Genomic DNA, 18,653 nt, shown 5'->3' with positions numbered 1-18,653 from the left:
CGATGCGCCCGCTTCGCGGGCTGCTCGATCAGCGTGGACGTCCCCTCGCCGCAGGACGACCTTCTCGCGGTCAGGCCGTGTAGGCCCGCAGCGCGTCGGCGGTGCGGGTCTGCGCACCGGCGACGAGGTCGGCCGGCGTCCCCTCGAAGACGATCGACCCGCCGTCGTGCCCCGCGCCCGGGCCGACGTCGATGATCCAGTCGGCGTGCGCCATCAGCGCCTGGTGGTGCTCGATCACGATCACCGAGGAGCCGGAGTCGACGAGGCGGTCGAGCAGGCCGAGCAGGTTGTCGACGTCGGCCAGGTGCAGGCCGGTCGTCGGCTCGTCGAGGATGTAGACCGAGCCCTTCGAGGCCATGTTGATCGCGAGCTTCAGCCGCTGCCGCTCGCCGCCGGACAGCGTGTTCAGCGGCTGCCCGAGGGTGAGATAGCCGAGCCCCACGTCCACGAGGCGGGCCAGGATCGTGTGCGCCGGCCCGGAGCCGAAGAACTCGGCCGCCTCGACGATCGGCATCGAGAGCACCTCGTGGATGTTCTTCCCGCGCAGCCGGTACTCGAGCACCTCCGCGGTGAACCGCTTGCCCTCGCACTCCTCGCAGATCGACGAGACGGTCGCCGCCGGGCCGAGTTCGGTGAAGATCAGCCCCGCGCCCTTGCAGACCGGACAGGCACCCGCGGAGTTGGCGCTGAAGAGCGCCGCCTTGACGCCGTTCTCCTTCGCGAAGGCGGTGCGGATCGCATCGAGCACGCCGGTGTAGGTGGCGGGGTTGCTGCGCCGCGAGCCGCGGATCGGCGACTGGTCGGCGACGATCACCCCCGGCCGCTTCGCCAGCGAGCCGTGGATCAGCGAGGACTTGCCCGACCCGGCGACGCCCGTGACGACCGTCAGCACGCCGAGCGGCACGTCGATGTCGACGCCGCGCAGGTTGTGCGTGGACGCGCCGCGGATCTCGGCGAAGCCCATGGGCCGCCGCACTTCGCTCTTGAGCGGCACCCGGTGGTCGAGGTGGCGCCCGGTGAGGGTGTCGGATCCGCGCAGCGCCTCGACCGAGCCCTCGAAGCGGATCTCGCCGCCGTGCGAGCCGGCCCGCGGCCCGAGGTCGATGACGTGGTCGGCGACCGCGATGATCTCCGGCTTGTGCTCGACGACGAGCACGGTGTTGCCCTTGTCGCGGAGCCGCCGCAGCAGCTCGATCACCCGCGAGACGTCGTGCGGGTGCAGCCCGGCGGTCGGCTCGTCGAAGACGTAGGTGATGTCGGTGAGGCTCGACCCCAGATGCCGCACCATCTTCACCCGCTGCGCCTCGCCGCCGGAGAGCGTCCCGGACTCGCGGTCGAGCGAGAGGTAGCCGAGCCCGACCTGCACGAGCGCGTCCAGCGTGCCCAGCAGCGCCTCGACGATCGGCGCGACGGAGGGGTCGGGCACCCCGCGCAGCCACTCCGCGAGATCGGTCGCCTGCATCGACGAGCACTCGGCGATGTTCCGACCTTCGATCAGCGAACCCAGGGCCGCGCGGGTGAGCCGCGCTCCCCCGCACTCCGGGCAGGGGCCGAAGGCGGCCACCCGCTCGGCGAAGGCGCGGATGTGCGGCTGAGCCGCCTCCTTCGCGAGGTACAGGCGGGTCACCTTGACCACGAGGCCCTCGTAGGTCATGTTGATGCCGGCGATCGGCATCTTGACGGCCGGCTTGTACAGGAAGTCCTCGAGCTGCTGCGGCGTGAAGTCGGCGATCGGCACGTCGGCGGGATAGAGCCCCGACTCGGCGAGGCTCTTCCAGTACCAGCCGCCGACGACGAAGTTCGGGATCGCGTCGAGCGCACCGCCCTCGAGCGACTTCGAGCGGTCGAGCAGCGCGTCGAGGTCGATGTCGGAGACGCGGCCGGTGCCCTCGCAGCGCGGGCACATGCCCTCGGGCAGGTTGAACGAGAACGCCCCGCTGGTGCCCACGTGCGGGTCGCCGATCCGGCTGAAGAGGATGCGGAGCATCGTGTACGCGTCGGTCGCGGTGCCGACGGTGGAGCGGCCGTTCGCGCCCATCCGCTCCTGATCGACGACGATCGTCGCCGACAGCCCGTCGAGCGACTCGACGTCCGGCCGGGCCGGCGAGCCCATGAACTGCTGCAGGAACGCCGAGTAGGTCTCGTTGATCAGCCGCTGCGACTCGGCCGCGATCGTCCCGAAGACCAGCGACGACTTGCCGGAGCCCGAGACGCCGGTGAACACCGTGATCCGGCGCTTCGGGATGTCGACGTCGACGCCGCGCAGGTTGTTCTGCCGGGCTCCGCGCACCCGGATGACGTCGTGCGGGCTGCTGCCGGGACTCGTCGCGGGCAGGTCGGGCATCGTCATCGGGTCTCCGTCCGTCAGCGGTGCCCGAAGCCTAGAGGAGGCCTCCGACGTCCGGGAGTCGCCGAGGGCGACCGGTCCGGAAGGGCCCCCTCAGCACCGCGGTCTGGTGCTCACTGGTCGTGGCCGGCCCACACGACAGTGCGGGTGCTCTGCTGCCAGGGCTTGTCCGTGGGCCAGCTGCGCAGGGTGATGGTCTGCGGATTCGGCATCGGCCGGTCGAAGGTGACGCGGAAGGCGCCGGTCACGTCGGTCGCGACCGGGGGCAGCGCTGGGTCCTCGCCGAGGCGGAGCTGGACGCTCTGACCGGCGGGGACGACGCCCTCGATGCCGGTCGCGGTGAGGTGGAGGATGCGGATCGGCGAGCCCTCGACGCTCTCCGGGATCCGGGCCGGGACGGTCGGTCCGCCGTCCAGGACGATGCGCTCGGCGATCGTGTGGTCCTTGAACGTGGCGACGAGACGGGTGCTGCCACCGGGCGCATCCGGTCGCGCGGTCAGGGTGAAGTGCCCGTCCGCCGCGGTGACCGGATCGGAAACAGGGAGTCCGTTCTTGTCGGCGTCGATGCTGTCCTGGGGCATGGTCTGCAGCTGCACGACCGCGCCCGCCGTGACGGTGCCGATCACGGTGCGCCCCTCGACGCGGAGGTCGGGCCCCCACTCGACGACCGGCTTGGCCTTCGCCTTCCCGGTGGTCGTGACGGTGACGGTCTTGCCGGTGCTCGCGAATCCGGCGGTGTCCGAAGTCGAGGAGTAGAGCTCGTACGTCGAGGTCGTGCCGGGCTCCTGGAAGCCGTTCGCGTTGCGGCAGACCCACAGGCCGACGGTGTTGACCTTCGTCGCCCCGCAGACGAGGGCGTGCGTGTTCGGGTTCCAGATCTGTACGAACGAGCCCGGTGTTCCCGTGCCGGTGAACGAGGTCACCGAGTCGACGGTCGCTGCGGGCGCGGGCGCGGTGAAGCCCCAGTCGCGCTGCACCTTCTCGACCGTGGCGAGCACCTTCTCCTCGGTCACCATCGGCGTCGTGAAGGCGTTCTTCGACGGCGCCCACAACGGCAGGTCGTCGAGCGCGTGCCGGTACCGGCTCTGCATCGTCGTCCGGATCGATCCCAGCGGAGTCGTGAACTCGTCCACGTGCACCGGCGTCGGGTTGGTCGTGGGCAGGGCGTCGAGGTCCACGTGGTGCTTGAACCCGTTGATCGACACGCCCCCGTTCTCGTTCATCGTGTCCGCCCACTTCTTGCGGAACTCCGTGAACACGGCGCCGTTGTTGTACACGTCCAGCAGAGCATCCAGCCCCTGATCCAGACTCAGCACCCCCGCCTCAGCGATCCGGGCGAGCTCCTGATCCGTCGCCTCCCGGATCAGACGCTTCTGCTCCTGACCGTCCCCCGGACCACCCCCGGTCGTCAGGTCCTCGCCCGCGCTCAACTGCTCCAGATCCACCTTCGTCTGCAGATAGTCGGCCCGGTAGCGGGCCTCCTCCATCCGGTCCGAGACCGCATCGCGCATCGCGTCGGCCATCGCACCCGCCTGCTTCTCCAACGACGGCAGCGCCCAGTCCTTGAAAGCGATCGCCATCTGCTGCCCCGCATCCATCGCCCCCTCCACGGGCGAGGTGCGCGACCAGATCGACGCCGCCGTGTACAGGATCATCAGCGGCGCCAGCTCCGGCATCGCAGCCGTGAGAATCCCCGCCATCGAGAAGATGTAATCCGTCTCACTGCCACCCTGACTGAACGCGATCGTCGACGTGATGAACCCGACCACCGCCCCCGCACCACCGACGGTCGTCGCGATCCGCGACCCCAGCATCGGCGCGATCGTCGTCACGATGTCCGCCGTCGTGTTCGTGATCGACAGCGCACTCACATCCCCCTGCATCAATCCGAGGACATCCAGCCCGATGCCCGCCGCGCTCAGCGAGTCCGACCCCGCCAGGAACCGGAACGACGCCCGCTCCAACCCCGACACGACCTTCGGATACCGCGCCCACACCCCCGACGCCAGCCCCGGCCCGTGCACCTGCCGGATCGCATCCCCCACCGGATCCGCCAGCACCCGCCGCTGCACCGCCCGCGGACCCTCGAACGCCGACCTCACCTCCGCCGCCACCCGCGCCTCGACCGCTGCCGCCCGCTCCGCTGTCGACGGCCTGCGCGCCGTGACCGCGCAGGTGAGGCACGACTCCCCCGAGCCCGTCCCGGGTCGGTCCTCGGACCCGGCGGAGGAAGAGGACCGGCTCCGCGACCCCTCCGGCGATGTGGACGACGAATCCAGCGGCTGCGGCGCCTCCCACGTCCCCTTCGCCGGCACGACATCGGTGCGCCCCCGCAGGTCGGACGCCTCCCAGTCGTCGAATCCGCGAGGGACGACGACGTCGAGCGTCGTGAGGTACTCCCCTCCGATGGTGAGGGTGCTCGGGTTGTACTCGGGGCGCGTCACGACGCCCCGCTCGCGCGCGAAGGTGACCTCGGTCGGCGGATGCAGCGCCATGCTCAACCGGGCCGCTGCGGTGCGGAGCCAGCCCTCGCGCTGCCCCGCTGGGGTATCGGCGGCGACGGACCTGTCCGTCGCGTGATTCTGAGCTCGCAGGAACCACGGGTCCACGCTGATCGAGGGGAACTCCTCGGCCGTGAACACCGGCGCTTCCCCGTTCGGGCCCGGCGACGTCAGGACCGTCCGTGCCTCGGTCAGCCCGCGCGGCCCCCCGTGCGCGAACAGCTCGGTCAGCTTCTCCTGGATCTCGCCCTCACCGTCCGCGGGACCGGTCAGTGGCCACGTCGTCCACTCGGGCGTGACGACCCAGGCGTCCCCCGTCGGCTCGGCGCCGCCCGCCGCCGTGACCGCGTGCATGAGCTCGTGGTGCACGGCCGTCTCGGCGCTCAGCAGCCGACCCGCCCCGGACGCGGGGTCGAACCACATCGACCACGTCGAGTCCCCGTCCCCCCAGAGGTCCGGACTCAGGTTGACCAGGCTGCCCACCCCCTCGATGTCCCGGCCGAAGCTCGTCGCCGTCGTGTCTCCGACCGCGCCGGACGAGCGCTCCGCGAACACGATCTGCACGTCGGACCTCACGGCTGCGGAGCCGTCCGTCCCCGCGACCGTCCAGACGTCCTTCGCGCCCGGGCCGACGAGGTGCGGGATCGCCTTGAGCTCCGCTGCGCCCGTCGGAGTCGCCCGGATCCGGTCGAGGACTCCCGAGACCCGATCCACCAGCGCCTGGAAGCGATCGTCCGTCAGCACCGATCCATCGGGGTCGAGTCCGTTCGCCCGCGACGACGGGATCGTGTTCGTGACCCCGATGCCCGGCGCGACGCGGACGACGCGATAGGCGAAGTGCGACTCCGGCTGGTGCAGGGTCAGGCCGTCGGCGCCCGGACTGCGGACGTCCACGTGGTGGGTCGGCGCGCTCGCACCGGGCGGAGGAGGCGGCGTCATCGCCTGCGCCGGCGGTGCCAGCAGACCGGCGAGAAGTGTCAGAACGACGGCGACGCCCGTCGTCCTCGCTCGACGCGTCCGACCGTTCACCGCTGCTCGTGTGCTCATCCCAGGGACGGTAGCGATCCCCGGGAGTCCGCCGCGGGGATGCTCGGCGTCCTGGCGCGCGGCGGACGCACGGAAGGGCCCCCGGATCGCTCCGAGGGCCCTTCCGAAGGACGCGCCTCAGCTCGAGACGGTCTCGCCGCGCGAGATCGAGATCATGTCCTCGCGCGGGACGACCTTCACGCGCACGCGGCCCTGCGGAGCACCGAGCGCCTGCTCGTGCTCGTCGAGGCGGTGCCAGCCGTCGAGGTCGGTGTAGGCGACGCCGCGCTCCTCGAGCAGGGCGACGACCGCCGACTCCTCGGGGTGCGCCGGGGTCCACCAGGACGCCTGGTCGTTGAGCACGTGCCCGACGGTCTCCATCGCGTCCGACTTGGTGTGCCCGATCAGGCCGACCGGTCCGCGCTTGATCCAGCCGGTGGCGTAGACGCCGTGCACCGGCTCGTCGTTGTCGTCCAGCACCTGGCCCTCGCGGTTCGGGATGACGCCGCGCATCTCGTCGAACGGCAGGCCGTCGAGCGGGGAGCCGAAGTAGCCGACGGCGCGGTAGACGGCCTGGACCGCGATCTCGCGGATCTCGCCGGTGCCGCGGGTGCCGCCCTCGCCGTCCGGCTCGGTGCGCTCGTAGCGGATGGCCGAGACGCGGCCGGTGCCGTCGTCGACGAGCTCGAGCGGCTTGGCCCAGAAGTGCAGGTGCAGGCGGCGCGAGGCGGAGCCGACCTCACGGGTGCGCCACTGGTTCAGCACCCGGTTGATCACCATGACCTGCTTGTTCGTCTCGATGGCGGCCTGCGAGGCGGCGTCGAGCACGAAGTCCTCGTCGGCGACGATCATGTCGACGTCGCGCAGCTCGCCGAGCTCGCGCAGCTCGAGCGGGGTGAACTTGACCTGCGCCGGTCCGCGGCGGCCGAAGACGTGCACGTCGGTGACGGGCGAGGCGGCCAGCGCGTCGTAGACGTTCGGCGGCACCTCCGTGGGCAGCAGGTCCTCGGCGTGCTTCGCGAGCATCCGCGAGACGTCGAGCGCGACGTTGCCGTTGCCGATCACGGCGACGGAGGAGGCCTCGAGCGGCCAGGTGCGCGGGACGTCGGGGTGCCCGTCGAACCAGCTGACGAAGTCGGCGGCGCCGTAGGAGCCCTCCAGTTCGACGCCGGGGACGTAGAGCGGGGCGTCGCGGATGGCGCCGGTCGAGAAGATCACGGCGTTGTAGTGCCGCTTGAGGTCCTCGAGCGTGATGTCGGTGCCGAAGTGCACGTTGCCGAAGATGCGGATGTCGCCGCGGTCGAGCACCTCGCGGAGCGCGGTGATGATGCCCTTGATCCGCGGGTGGTCGGGCGCGACGCCGTAGCGGACGAGTCCGTAGGGCGCCGGCAGGTGCTCGAACAGATCGATCGAGACGTCGTACTTCTTCTCGGCCTTGATCATGAGGTCGGCGGCGTATATGCCCGCGGGACCCGCGCCGACGATGGCCAGCCTGAGCTTGGTCATTGCATTCCTCCTGCCGGGGCGCCGAGGCGCGTCTCCGGACTCATTCCTGCGGCGCTCGAATGCGCGCCGCGACGATTCGGTCAGCCGTTGCGGTCGACGACCGTGTCGGCGAAGCGCGTGAGCGCCTTGCGGACCGGCCCGTCGGGCAGCGGGGCGAGGGCGTCGACGGCCTCATCGGCCCAGGCGTGGGCCTCGGCGAGGGTCTGCGCCGTCACGGGGTGGTCGCGCAGCTGCGCGATGGCGTCGGAGATGTCGGCGCTCTGCTCGTCGGTGTGCGCGATCGCGTCGTTCGTGCGGCTGACGTAGCTCTCGATCCGGGCGAGCAGCACGGCCGCGTCACGGTCGGCGACGGCGCGCTCGCGCAGACGCAGGATCGGCAGCGTCGAGACACCGGCGCGGATGTCGGTGCCCGGGTTCTTGCCGGTCTCCTCCGGCTGCGGCGAGAGGTCGATCACGTCGTCGACGATCTGGAAGGCGACGCCGATCTTCTCGCCGAAGACGCGCACCGCCTCCTCGAAGGGCGCGGGCGCCTCGGAGAAGACGACGCCGGTGCGCGCGGCGGCGGCGATCAGCGAGCCGGTCTTGTCGGCCAGGACGCCGAGGTAGTGCTCGACCGGGTCCTCGCCGGCGCTCGGGCCGACCGTCTCGTGCAGCTGGCCCAGCACGAGGCGCTCGAAGGTGTCGGTCTGCAGCCGGATCGCGCGCTCGCCGAGCTCGGTCATCAGCTGGTTCGCCCGGGCGAAGAGCAGGTCGCCGGTGAGGATCGCGACATTGTTGCCCCAGACGGTCTGCGCCGAGGGCACGCCGCGGCGCTTCTCCGCCTCGTCCATGACGTCGTCGTGGTAAAGCGAGCCGAGGTGCGTGATCTCGATGGCCTGCGCGGCGCTGAGCACCTCGGGGGTGTTGCCCCGGCCGAGCTGCGCGGTGAGCAGGGTGAGCATCGGCCGCACCCGCTTGCCGCCGGCCTCGAGCAGGTAGCGCGTCGAGACGTCGGCGACGGCGTCCGCGAAGGACAGCTGCTGGACCATGCCGGCCTCGACCCGCTCGAGCCCGTCGTCGATCGCGCGCGCGAGAGCGCGGTCCGGAGCGGTCGAGAAGATGCGCTCGGAGAGGCCGAGCTGCGCCGTCAGAGACGGACTGCGGCGGGCGACGGGCGCACTGGCGTTCACACTCAAACCCTAACGTCTCGGCCCGGCAGGCCCCTGGGCGCGCATCAGGTCGCCGCGATCGGCTTGATCCCGCGGTGCAGGGCCACGATCCCGGCGGTGAGGTCGCGGTAGGCGACGCGCTCGAAGCCGGCGGCGCGGAGCCAGCCCGCGACGACCTTCTGCTCGGGCCAGGCGCGGATGGAGTCGCCGAGGTAGTCGTAGGCCGGGTCGTTGGAGGAGGCGAGGCCGACGATCACGGGCATGACCTTCGTCAGGTAGAAGTCGTAGGCGGCGGCGAGCGGCTTGAGCGGCGGGGTCGAGAACTCGCAGATCACGACGCGGCCGCCGGGCTTGACGACGCGGAAGAACTCGGCGAGCGCCGTCCGCGGCTCGGAGACGTTGCGCAGGCCGAAGGAGATGGTGACGGCGTCGAAGGAGTCGTCCTCGAAGGGGAGCTTCATCGCGTCGGCCAGGACGAACTCGATGAGCTCGTTCTCGGCGTGCCGGCGGCGGCCGACCGAGATCATCCCGCGGGAGAAGTCGGCGGCGACGACCTGCGCTCCGGAGCGCGCCAGCGAGGCGCTCGAGGTGCCGGTGCCGGCCGCGACGTCGAGGATGCGCTCGCCCGGCGCCGGGTTGACGGCGCGGGTCGTGGCGATCCGCCAGAGATGGTCGTTGCCGACGGACAGGACGGTGTTCGTCAGGTCGTAGGCGGGCGCCACCGTGTCGAACATGGCAGCGACCTCGTCGGGCCGCTTGGTGAGGTCTGCCTTTGTCACGATCAACGAGTCTAGGGCGAGGAGCGGAGTGGCGGCTGTGCATCCACTGCCCTTGCACATCCGCTCAGGCGACCGGCGCCGGACCGGCGGAGCCGCGCGGAGGGAGCGGGACGGGGCGGAGGTGCCGGGGCCGCCTTGCTCCGCCTAGCTGCGGCGGCCCCGGACGAGGAAACCGTAGCAGCGGACCCCCGGGCGAGGGTGGTCCCGGCGCACAACGTCTCGCTTTCTGCGGCGGGCGTACTGTGGAGCAGTGACATCGACCGGGGCCGGAGCTCCTCCCCTCCATGCCGAGACGACACCGCTCGACGGCCCGCACGAGCTGATCACCCGCGTCGATCCGCGGCAGCCGCTGCTCTGGCAGCGCGGCGGCGCAGGACTGGCCGGGCTCGGCGAGGCGCTGCGGCTGGAGTTCTCCGGCCCGGATCGCATCCGCGAGGCCTCCGCAGCGTGGCGCGAACTGTCGGCTGCGGCCGTCGTCGCTGATCCGCTCGGCGTCCCGGGCACGGGACTGGTGGCCTTCGGGGCCTTCGCCTTCTCCAGCCGGTCGAGCGCGACGAGCGTCCTGATCGTCCCCCGCGTGGTCATCGGCTCGCGGGGCGGGCGGTCGTGGCTGACCCGCATCGGGACGGCCGACGAGACGGCCGGCTCGACGGCGGTCCCCGCTCCGCTGCCCTTCGGCGACGAGTTCCGCCTCCCCCTCCTCCCCGGTGCGATGACGCCGGACGCGTATCGCGCCGCGGTCGCGTCGGCCGTCGGCTCGATCCGCTCGGGCGCCCTCGAGAAGGTCGTCCTCGCGCGCGACCTGCAGGGACGGCTCCCCCGGGACGCCGACCGCCGTCGGCTGCTCCGTGATCTCGCGAACGGCTACCCGGACTGCTGGACCTTCGCGGTCGACGGCTTCCTCGGTGCCAGTCCCGAGACGCTCGTCGGGGTCGACCACGGCGCGATCACCGCGCGCGTCCTCGCCGGCACCAGCGCGCGCGGCGGCGACGCGGAGGAGGACGCCGCGATCGTGCGCGCCCTCCTGGCGAGCCCGAAGGACCGCTCCGAGCACGCGTTCGCCATCGCCAGCCTGCTGCGCGAGCTGCGGCCGCACACCGGCGCGCTCACGACCACTCCGGAGCCCTTCGCTCTGAAGCTGCCGAATCTGTGGCACCTCGCGACCGACGTCCGCGGGACGCTCGACGACGCCTCGACCGCGCTCGACCTGGTCGACGCCCTGCACCCGACCGCCGCCGTCGCCGGCACGCCGACCGACCGCGCGCTCGCCCTGCTGGAGGAGCTCGAGCCGTTCGACCGCGGCCGCTACGCCGGTCCGGTGGGCTGGATCGACGGCAACGGCGACGGCGAGTGGGCCGTGGGGCTGCGCAGCGCGCAGGTCTCCCCCGACGGCGCGGTCACCGCGTGGGCCGGTGCGGGCATCGTCGCGGACAGCGACCCCGCCACCGAGCTCGCGGAGACGGGCATGAAGTTCCGCCCGATCCTCGACGCCCTGAGCTGACGGCCGCGGCCGCCGGGGCGGGAGATCAGCGCTCGAGCGCGATCTCGACGATGCCCGGGCCCTCGCCCGGCGAGGTGAGCGCCTGCTCCAGCTCGCCGCGGGTGGCGACGAGGCGGTGCGACCAGCCGTAGGCCGTCGCCAGGGACGCGATGTCGACGGTCTGCGGCGTGAACTGCACGCGGTCGAAGGCGTCGGGAGCCGAGCTGGTGGCGACCTCGAGGCCGTCGAAGATGGTGCCGCCGCCGTCGTTCACGACGACGAGCTGCACGCGCGGGCGGCGCTCGCCCGGGGCGAGCAGCAGTCCGCCCGCCTCGTGCAGGAGCGTGAGGTCGCCGAGGACGACGCGGGTGGCGCCGCCCGAGCCCGCATCGGCGGACTGCGAGGCGACGGCGATGCCGATCGCCGTCGAGACCGTGCCGTCGATGCCGGCGAGCCCGCGGTTGGAGTGCACGGTGATCCGCTTGCCGGGCAGCGAGCCGTCCGCGACGCGGATGAGGCGCGAGGCGCCGAAGAGCAGGCGGTCGTGCGGCCAGGTGACGCGCCAGACGGCGGCGACCACGAACTCGCGGGTGAGCGGCGCGCGGATGGCGGTCAGGGCGTTCCGGGCGTAGCCCCGGCGGTCCTCGATCGACATCGAGCCGCCGTCGGGCGCCTCGGGGATCGCGTCGGGGTCGGCGTCGGCCACGAGCGCGCGGCTCGCCGACACCCAGGAGCCGGCCCAGGCGCGCTCCGACCGCTCGGGTCGCGGCGAGTCCTCGGGACGGACGACGGCGAGAGCGCGGACGCTCCGGGCACGGCGGCCGGGGTTGTAGAACTCGCGGCGACCGCGGTCCACGACGATGACCTCGACGTCCTCGCGGCGCAGCAGCTCCGGGACCTCGCGGGAGAGGGTCGGGTGGCCGAGGACGATCGCCCGGCGGACGCGGCCGCCGAACCCGGGCTCGGAGAGGAGGCGTCGCCAGGCGACGACGAGCTGCGGACCGAAGCGGGCCCCGGAGGAGACCTCGGCGAGCAGCGGCCAGTCGCCGGCGCGGGCGAGCGCCTCGGCCTCGGCCCCGGCCTTGTCGCCGGCGATGACGACGGTGAGGGGCTCGAGCGGGCCGGCGGCGATCGTCTCCGGGGCGACCGCGGCCTCGTCCGGGGCCGGTGCGGCGGATCCGGGCTCGGGCACGTCGAAGGCGGGCAGGCGCGAGGACAGCGGGTCGCGGAAGGCCAGGTTGAGGTGCACGGGGCCGCCCGGGCGGAGCGCCGCGGCGTGCGCGCGGTCGGCGAGGGCGCAGGCCGACTCCGCCGGCGTCTGCGCGTCGGGGGCCGCGACGTCCTCGAAGAGGCGGACGGCGCGGCCGAACAGCTCGACCTGGTCGGTGGTCTGGTTGGAGCGGATGCCGCGCAGCTCGCCGGGTCGATCGGCCGTGAGCACGATCAACGGCACGTCGGACGCGTCGGCCTCGAGCACGGCGGGGTGCAGGTTGGCGGTCGCGGTGCCGGAGGTCGTGATCAGGACGGCGGGCGAACCGGTCTCGAGCGCGAGGCCGAGGGCGAGGAATCCGGCGGAGCGCTCGTCGATCCGGACGTGCAGCCGGATGCGGCCGCGGGTCTCGAGCTCGGCCGCGACGAGCGCGAGTGCCTGGGAGCGGGAGCCGGGTGAGACGACGACGTCGCGGACGCCGAGCGCGACGAAGCGGGTGAGGAGGTCGACCGCGAAACGGGTGGAGGGGGCGACCGGAGCCGCGTCAGGCATCCCGACGGCCGGTGCCGTCCGACTCGCCGGAGTCGTCGAGATCGGCGAGGTCGCGCTCGAGCTGGGCGATGCGCTCGGCCTGCTCGCGCTCCTTCTCCGGGTCGCGCTCGCGGCGGAGGGTGCCGAGGAAGTCGGGGTCGTCGTCCGGAGCCGTGAAACGGCGGCCCTCGGAGCGCTGCTTGCGAGGGCGGCCGATCCAGAACCAGAGGCCCGCGCCGATGATCGGCAGCAGGAGGACCACGAGGACCCACGACCACTTGGGGATCGCGCGCACCGAGTGGCGATTGCTCAGGGCGACGTCGATCACGGTGTAGACCGTGAAGACGGCGAGGGCCACGAGCAGGCCGATGAACAGGCGGATCATGGTGTCCAGTGTACGTCCGGGGTCCTCGAAGGAACCGGGCGCACGGATGCTGGACAGGGAGCTCCCGGGGTGCTCACGGACGCGCATGCTGGGGCCGACGTACACTTGCCCGGTGAAACTGAGCCGCGCGGTCGTCGTCTACTCGCTCCTGCGTCTGGCCATGTTCGCCGGCGTCTTCGTGCTGGTGTACCTGCCGGCGCGCTCCTTCGTCGACTCCGAGCTGACGGCGGCGGTGACGGCCGGCTTCGTCGCCGCCATCGCGAGCATGTCGCTCTCCTACATCGTGCTGCGCAAGCCCCGCGAGCGGATCGCCGAGGCCATTTACGAGCGCCGCAAGGACGTCCCGCGCACGCCCACCGACGACGACATCGAGGACGCCGCGGTCGACGCGGCCCGCGACGGCCGCCCGAGCGCCTGACCCCGCGGCGAGATCGGCCTGCTCACCCCGCCTCTCGGTGAGAGTGGGTCTCGATACGCCCCTCCGGGGCTGCTCGACCAGCATGAAGAGATTCGTCGCTCGCGCAGCGGGCGACCTTCGCTGATCGAGTAGCGCGCGGAGCGCGCGTATCGAGATCCACCGTCGTCGGCACGGTGGTCTCAGACTCAGCGACTCGGTGACGGTGGGTCTCGATACGCCCCTCTGGGGCTACTCGACCAGCGATGGATGCGCGCGACGCGCATGCGGGGTGGGTCAGAAGGCGAGGGCCGCGCCGAGGATCGCGGCGTAGGCGAGGCCGCTGAGGCTGGTGAGCTGCAGGGCAAGGATGAGCTCCTTGGCCGTGCGCGCGGTCAGGGTGATCAGGATGGCCGGCAGGACCGCCAGCAGGACGAAGAGCGTCAGCCAGGCGAGCGGGTAGAACAGCGCCAGCACGACCGCGATCCCGAACGGCACCAGCACGAAGGCGCTGTACATCGCCCGCGCGATGGTCGGGCCGACGACGACCGCGAGGGTCCGCTTGCCGGAGAGCCGGTCCGTCGGGATGTCGCGGATGTTGTTGACCATCAGCACGGCGCAGGCGAACAGGCCCGCGGCGACGGCGCCGAGCCAGGACTCCTGGTTCGCGCGGCCGATCTGCACGAACGTCGTGCCGACGGTGGCGACGAGTCCGAAGAAGACGAAGACGAAGAGCTCGCCGAGGCCGAGGTAGCCGTAGGGGCGCCGGCCACCGGTGTAGAACCAGGCGGCGGCGATCGCGGCGGCGCCGATGATCAGGAACCACCAGAAGCCGGACAGGACCGTCAGCACGAGGCCCGCGACGCCCGCGATCCCGAAGAAGACCAGCGCGACCGTGAGCACCGCGCGCGGCTTGGCGGCACCCGACCCGGTGAGCCGCGAGGGGCCGACGCGGTTCGCGTCCGTGCCGCGGATGCCGTCGGAGTAGTCGTTGGCGTAGTTGACACCGATCTGCAGGGCGAGCGAGACGACGAGGCAGAGCAGGGCGCGCACCCAGTGCCAGCCCTCGTCCGTGACCTGCGTCGCTCCGGTGCCGATCAGGACGGGGGCGATCGCGAGCGGGAGGGTCCGCAGCCGGGCTCCGGCGATCCACTCGCGCGGGCCGGCGGGCTGCACGACGACGCGGCGTGGGTCGCCGCCGGGGCGACCGCTCCGGGGCTTCGCCGACGGCTTCTTCTTGCGACTCGAACTCGACACGGAGGGAATCCTACCGAGTGGTCCCTGCCCGTCCCGGGCCGTCGGCCGCCGGGCGACGCGTCGTTCTCCGCCCCCGTCCGGGCCCGTGGTCAGACCGCTCCGTCCGCGGCGAGGCTCTCGAGGGTGCGGCGGTCGGGCTTCCCCGAGGCGAGCAGCGGGATCTCCGCGAGGGCCAGGACCGCCGCCGGGCCGGCCGCTCGGCCGAGCCGCTCGACCACCTCGGAGCGCACCCGCGCCAGGTCTGCGTCCGGCGCGGTCGTCGCGACGACCGGCACCTCGCCCCACTGCGCGTCCGAGCGGCGCACCACGACCGCGTCGGGCAGGAGTCCGTCGCGCAGCACTCGCTCGACCGCGTCCAGCGAGACCTTCTCCCCGCCCGAGACGATCACGCGGTCGAGGCGGCCGGTGACGCTCAGGCGGCCGTCCTCGACGACACCGGCGTCCCCGGTGCGGTACCAGCGCTCGCCGTCGAGCGAGACGAAGGCGGTGGCGCTGCGCTCCGCGTCGAGGCCGCCGTCCGCGTCCAGGTAGCCCTCCGCGAGGGTCGGGCCGCCGAGCAGGACCTGGCCGTCGACGACGCGCATCCGCACGTCGCGCAGGGGGACGCCGTCGTAGACGCAGCCGCCGGCGGTCTCGCTCGAGCCGTAGGTGAGCCGGATCCGCACGCCGAGCGCGGCGGCGCGGTCGCGCAGCGTCTGCGGGGTCGACTGGCCGCCGATCAGCAGCGCGTCGAAGGAGGCGAGGACCGCGGCCTCGGCGGGCACGCTCTCCGCGAGGTCGAGCAGCCGGGCGAGCTGCACCGGGACGAGTGACGAGTAGCGCCGCTCCCCCGCGGGCATCGTCCGGGCGAGGGCGAGGAAGGCGGCGGCGTCGAAGCCGCCGGCCGGCAGCACGACCGGGTCGGCGTCGGCGGTCAGCGAGCGGACCAGCACCTGCACTCCCGCCACGTAGTGCGTCGGCAGGCAGAGCAGCCAGCGGCCGGGGCCGCCGAGCTCGGCGAGGGTGGCGGAGGCGCTGGTCAGCAGCGCAGAGGTGGCGAGCGCGACGCGCTTGGGCGGGCCGGACGAGCCGGAGGTCTCGACGACGACGGCGACGCGCTGCGGGACGACCGCGTCCGCCTCGGAGCTCTCCGCCCCCGGGGCCGCGATCCGCACCGCGGGACCGCTGCCGTCGAGCGCCGCGCGCAGGGCGATGAGCACCTTCTCCGGCGCCGGATCGACGGAGGCGAGCGGGCGGGTCATCGCCGCGCCGCCCCGGATCGCGCCGCCCCGGCCCCCGCCGCCACCGTCAGAACTGCCACGGGAAGGGCGACCAGTCGGGCGCGCGCTTCTCGAGGAAGGAGTCGCGCCCCTCGACGGCCTCGTCGGTGCCGTAGGCGAGGCGGGTGGTCTCACCGGCGAAGAGCTGCTGGCCGACCAGTCCGTCGTCGACCGCGTTGAAGGCGTACTTCAGCATCCGGATCGCGGTGGGCGACTTGGTCAGGATCGTCTCGGCCCACTCGAGGGCGGTCGCCTCGAGCTCGGCGTGCGGGACGACGGCGTTCACGGCACCCATCTCGTACGCGCGCTGCGCGGAGTACTCGCGGGCGAGGAAGAACACCTCGCGGGCGTTCTTCTGGCCGATCTGGCGGGCGAAGTAGGCGGAGCCGTAGCCGGCGTCGAACGAGCCGACGTCGGCGTCGGTCTGCTTGAAGCGGCCGTGCTCCTCGGAGGCGATCGTCAGGTCGCAGACCACGTGCAGCGAGTGCCCGCCGCCGGCCGCCCAGCCGGGGACGGCGGCGATGACGACCTTGGGCATGAAGCGGATCAGCCGCTGCACCTCGAGGATGTGCAGGCGGCCGTTGCGCGCCGAGTCGATGCCCTCGGCGGTCTCGCCGTCCGAGTAGCGGTAGCCGTCGCGGCCGCGGATGCGCTGGTCGCCGCCCGAGCAGAACGCCCAGCCGCCGTCGCGCGGGCTGGGGCCGTTGCCGGTCAGGATGACGACGCCGATGCGCGGGTTCGTCCGCGCGTCCTCGAGTGCGCGGAACAGCTCGTCGACCGTGCGCGGGCGGAAGGCGTTGCGCACCTCCGGCCGGTCGAACGCGACCCGGGCGATGCGGCCGGAGCGGTCGTGGTGGTAGGTGATGTCCTCGAGACCGTCGAACCCGTCGACCGGCGCCCAGCGGCGCGCGTCGAACAGCTCGGAAACCTGCGTGCTCATGGCCTCGACCCTACTGTCGGGGGCTGGGGGCGGGATCGAGCCGGTTGCGCGAGGCCGCCTCCGCATGCTGGTCGAGTAGCCCGCAGGGCGTATCGAGACCGACGGCACCAGGACTGCGGATGGCGGGGATCTCGATACGCCCGCTGCGCGGGCTACTCGATCAGCATGAAGTGCGCCCGCTGCGCCGGCTGCTCGATCAGCATGAAGTGCGCCCGCTAGGCGGGCTGCTCGATCAGCATGAAGTGCGCCCGCTCCGCGGGCTCCTCCGTCGGCGCCGACCCCGGGGACGCGAAGAGGGACCCAGCGCAGGCGGGGTCCCTCGACGGGTGGTGCGGTGGTGCTACTTCGCGGCGGAGGTGGTGCGGTTCTCGGCCGACACCATCCAGGCGTACTGCTCGAGGCTCTGGATGATCGCGTGCAGGAGGTCGGCGCTCGTCGGGTCCTCGTCGTCCACCTGGTCGTGCACCTCGCGCATGGTGGCGGCGGTGTTCTCGAGGCGGACGGTGATGAGGTCGACGGTCTCGGCGGTGTCGATCTCGCCGTGCGGGTACTCCGGGAGCGTCGTGGTCGCCGCGACGGTGTCGCTGCGGCCGTCCGGGATGCCGTGCAGCGCGCGCATGCGCTCGGCGATGTCGTCGCTGAACTCGCGCGCGGCCTCGATGATCTCGTCGAGCTGGAGGTGGAGGTCGCGGAAGTTCTTGCCGACGACGTTCCAGTGCGCCTGCTTGCCCTGGACGTGGAGCTCGATCAGGTCGACGAGGACGATCTGGAGGCTGTCGAGCAGCTCCTTGGAGGCCTTGAAGCCCTTCTCGGCGTTCTGGCGGCGGCTGGTCTTCGCTCCGGAGCCCGCGGGGGCTTCGACGTGGCGTTCGAGGGTGGTGGTCATGGACCGTTCCTTTCTCTGACAGTGCCGGGATGCGGAAAACCCGACTTCGATTGTGACTCTTTCGGCTGGACGTCGCCCGGACGCGCGGAGTGCGCGACCTGGATGGCGCCGGGACTGCGGGGGCCGGGTACCCGGGTCTAGATCGTCGCGACCGAGCCCGAGTCGACGCGGTAGTTCGAGCCGTTGACGAACGAGGCGCGCTCCGAGCAGAGGAACGCGATGACCGCGGCGACCTCCTCGGGCCGGCCCCGTCGCTTCAGCTCCATGTAGGGCCGCTCCTCGTCGAGGAAGGACGAGATGGCCTCCTCCTTCGAGGTGCCGTTCTCGTCGGCGCGCTTGTCCATCATCGCGTCGGTCATCGGCGTGTGGATGAAGGCCGGCGACACCGCGTTCACGAGCAGGCCCTCGAGGGCGTAGGAGCGGGAGAGGCCCTTGGCGAGCGCCAGCACGCCGGCCTTCGCCGCGCAGTAGGGCAGCTCGTCGTCGTAGGGCTGCATCGCGTCCTCGGAGGCGGTGAGCACGAGGCGGCCCCAGCCTCCGGAGCGCAGGTCGGGCAGGAACTCGCGGACGAGCCGGACGGGGCCGAGCAGGTCGGTCTCGAGCGTGCTGGTCCAGCCCTCGTCGTCGATCTCGTGGAAGAGGCCCTGGGCGCCGGTGACGCCCGCGCACTGCACGAGGATGTCGATCTCGCCGACGGCCTCGGCCGTGCGCTCGTGCAGGGCGGCGAGCTCGGAGACGCTGGTGACGTCGGCGGCGAAGGCGTGCAGCGTCCCGTCCGCGGCGCCGAGGCGGGCGGCCGCCTCGTCGAGCTTCCCCTGGTCCTTGTCGCTCAGGACGACGGTGACGCCCTCCGCGAGCAGGAGCTGGGCGGTGTGCCAGCCGATGCCGGAGTCGCCGCCGGTGACGAGGGCGGTGCGCCCGGAGATGCCGAGATCCATCTGCTCTTCCTTCCTGCTGCTCCCGGGCACGCCGCGCAGGACGGTCCGGGGTGATGAGTCCGGTCT

14 protein-coding genes are annotated in these 18,653 nt (G+C 72.5%); 2 read left to right on the top strand and 12 right to left on the bottom strand.

All coding sequences use genetic code 11. From position 1 onward, the window contains the following. Positions 1-70: 70 nt before the first annotated feature. From EDF43_RS15085 to ubiE, 5 genes are all read right to left on the bottom strand, one after another. On the bottom strand, positions 71-2,350 hold the full coding sequence (locus tag EDF43_RS15085) for an excinuclease ABC subunit UvrA (RefSeq protein ID WP_165909134.1): 2,280 nt from the start codon (positions 2,348-2,350) through the stop codon (positions 71-73). A 110-nt stretch (positions 2,351-2,460) separates the two neighbouring features. Continuing rightward, positions 2,461-5,895 (bottom strand): hypothetical protein, encoded by a 3,435-nt coding sequence (locus EDF43_RS21915; protein ID WP_165909133.1) that lies wholly within the window; start codon positions 5,893-5,895, stop codon positions 2,461-2,463. Between the two features lie 117 nt (positions 5,896-6,012). Further along, positions 6,013-7,380 (bottom strand): FAD-dependent oxidoreductase, encoded by a 1,368-nt coding sequence (locus EDF43_RS15075; RefSeq protein WP_132437542.1) that lies wholly within the window; start codon positions 7,378-7,380, stop codon positions 6,013-6,015. A gap of 80 nt (positions 7,381-7,460) precedes the next feature. After that, the gene (locus tag EDF43_RS15070) at positions 7,461-8,549 is read right to left on the bottom strand and encodes a polyprenyl synthetase family protein (protein WP_132437541.1); all 1,089 of its coding nucleotides are present in this window, start codon (positions 8,547-8,549) and stop codon (positions 7,461-7,463) included. Positions 8,550-8,593: 44 nt separating this feature from the next. Continuing rightward, the gene (gene ubiE / locus EDF43_RS15065; RefSeq protein ID WP_243581317.1) at positions 8,594-9,307 is read right to left on the bottom strand and encodes a bifunctional demethylmenaquinone methyltransferase/2-methoxy-6-polyprenyl-1,4-benzoquinol methylase UbiE; all 714 of its coding nucleotides are present in this window, start codon (positions 9,305-9,307) and stop codon (positions 8,594-8,596) included. Between the two features lie 250 nt (positions 9,308-9,557). Here ubiE and EDF43_RS15060 point away from each other — a divergent pair, with 250 nt between their 5' ends. Further along, positions 9,558-10,808: an isochorismate synthase gene (locus EDF43_RS15060; protein WP_132437539.1), complete on the top strand. Its 1,251-nt coding sequence runs from the start codon at positions 9,558-9,560 to the stop codon at positions 10,806-10,808. A gap of 25 nt (positions 10,809-10,833) precedes the next feature. Here the strand turns inward: EDF43_RS15060 and menD are convergent, their stop codons facing one another. Together menD and EDF43_RS15050 are read right to left on the bottom strand one after the other, a co-directional pair. Then, positions 10,834-12,549 carry a 2-succinyl-5-enolpyruvyl-6-hydroxy-3-cyclohexene-1-carboxylic-acid synthase gene (menD, locus tag EDF43_RS15055; RefSeq protein ID WP_132437538.1) on the bottom strand — a complete coding sequence of 572 codons (1,716 nt, stop codon included), beginning with the start codon at positions 12,547-12,549 and terminating at the stop codon, positions 10,834-10,836. Further along, complete coding sequence (locus tag EDF43_RS15050; RefSeq protein WP_123447864.1) at positions 12,542-12,913, bottom strand: PLD nuclease N-terminal domain-containing protein; 372 nt, start codon at positions 12,911-12,913, stop codon at positions 12,542-12,544. Before EDF43_RS15050 ends, menD begins: the two co-directional genes overlap by 8 nt. Positions 12,914-13,025: 112 nt before the next feature. Here EDF43_RS15050 and EDF43_RS15045 point away from each other — a divergent pair, with 112 nt between their 5' ends. Further along, positions 13,026-13,331, top strand: a complete 306-nt coding sequence (locus EDF43_RS15045) for a DUF4229 domain-containing protein (protein ID WP_165909132.1) — start codon at positions 13,026-13,028, stop codon at positions 13,329-13,331. Positions 13,332-13,604: 273 nt separating this feature from the next. Here the strand turns inward: EDF43_RS15045 and EDF43_RS15040 are convergent, their stop codons facing one another. From EDF43_RS15040 to EDF43_RS15020, 5 genes are all read right to left on the bottom strand, one after another. Next, the gene (locus tag EDF43_RS15040; RefSeq protein WP_123447880.1) at positions 13,605-14,483 is read right to left on the bottom strand and encodes a 1,4-dihydroxy-2-naphthoate polyprenyltransferase; all 879 of its coding nucleotides are present in this window, start codon (positions 14,481-14,483) and stop codon (positions 13,605-13,607) included. Positions 14,484-14,653: 170 nt separating this feature from the next. Further along, the gene (locus tag EDF43_RS15035; protein WP_132437536.1) at positions 14,654-15,805 is read right to left on the bottom strand and encodes an AMP-binding protein; all 1,152 of its coding nucleotides are present in this window, start codon (positions 15,803-15,805) and stop codon (positions 14,654-14,656) included. A 46-nt stretch (positions 15,806-15,851) separates the two neighbouring features. Next, positions 15,852-16,763 (bottom strand): 1,4-dihydroxy-2-naphthoyl-CoA synthase, encoded by a 912-nt coding sequence (locus EDF43_RS15030; RefSeq protein WP_123447867.1) that lies wholly within the window; start codon positions 16,761-16,763, stop codon positions 15,852-15,854. A gap of 340 nt (positions 16,764-17,103) precedes the next feature. Continuing rightward, a complete protein-coding gene (locus tag EDF43_RS15025; RefSeq protein ID WP_123732843.1) occupies positions 17,104-17,649 on the bottom strand; it encodes a DNA starvation/stationary phase protection protein in 546 nt (181 codons plus the stop codon). Positions 17,650-17,786: 137 nt separating this feature from the next. Continuing rightward, a complete protein-coding gene (locus EDF43_RS15020; protein ID WP_132437535.1) occupies positions 17,787-18,587 on the bottom strand; it encodes an SDR family oxidoreductase in 801 nt (266 codons plus the stop codon). Positions 18,588-18,653 lie beyond the last annotated feature (66 nt).

It is taken from the genome of Rathayibacter sp. PhB179, from assembly GCF_004345345.1.
GTDB lineage: Bacteria > Actinomycetota > Actinomycetes > Actinomycetales > Microbacteriaceae > Rathayibacter > Rathayibacter festucae.
This window is presented reverse-complemented; position numbering and strand designations above follow the sequence as displayed.

Bases quoted from the DNA above. Each gene is read 5' to 3' on its own strand.
- EDF43_RS15035 (WP_132437536.1), bottom strand. From the start codon at position 15,805: ATGACCCGCCCGCTCGCCTCCGTCGATCCGGCGCCGGAGAAGGTGCTC.
- EDF43_RS15075 (WP_132437542.1), bottom strand. From the start codon at position 7,380: ATGACCAAGCTCAGGCTGGCCATCGTCGGCGCGGGTCCCGCGGGCATA.
- menD (WP_132437538.1), bottom strand. From the start codon at position 12,549: ATGCCTGACGCGGCTCCGGTCGCCCCCTCCACCCGTTTCGCGGTCGAC.
- EDF43_RS15085 (WP_165909134.1), bottom strand. From the start codon at position 2,350: ATGACGATGCCCGACCTGCCCGCGACGAGTCCCGGCAGCAGCCCGCAC.
- EDF43_RS15050 (WP_123447864.1), bottom strand. From the start codon at position 12,913: ATGATCCGCCTGTTCATCGGCCTGCTCGTGGCCCTCGCCGTCTTCACG.
- EDF43_RS15030 (WP_123447867.1), bottom strand. From the start codon at position 16,763: ATGAGCACGCAGGTTTCCGAGCTGTTCGACGCGCGCCGCTGGGCGCCG.
- EDF43_RS15025 (WP_123732843.1), bottom strand. From the start codon at position 17,649: ATGACCACCACCCTCGAACGCCACGTCGAAGCCCCCGCGGGCTCCGGA.
- EDF43_RS15020 (WP_132437535.1), bottom strand. From the start codon at position 18,587: ATGGATCTCGGCATCTCCGGGCGCACCGCCCTCGTCACCGGCGGCGAC.
- EDF43_RS21915 (WP_165909133.1), bottom strand. From the start codon at position 5,895: ATGAGCACACGAGCAGCGGTGAACGGTCGGACGCGTCGAGCGAGGACG.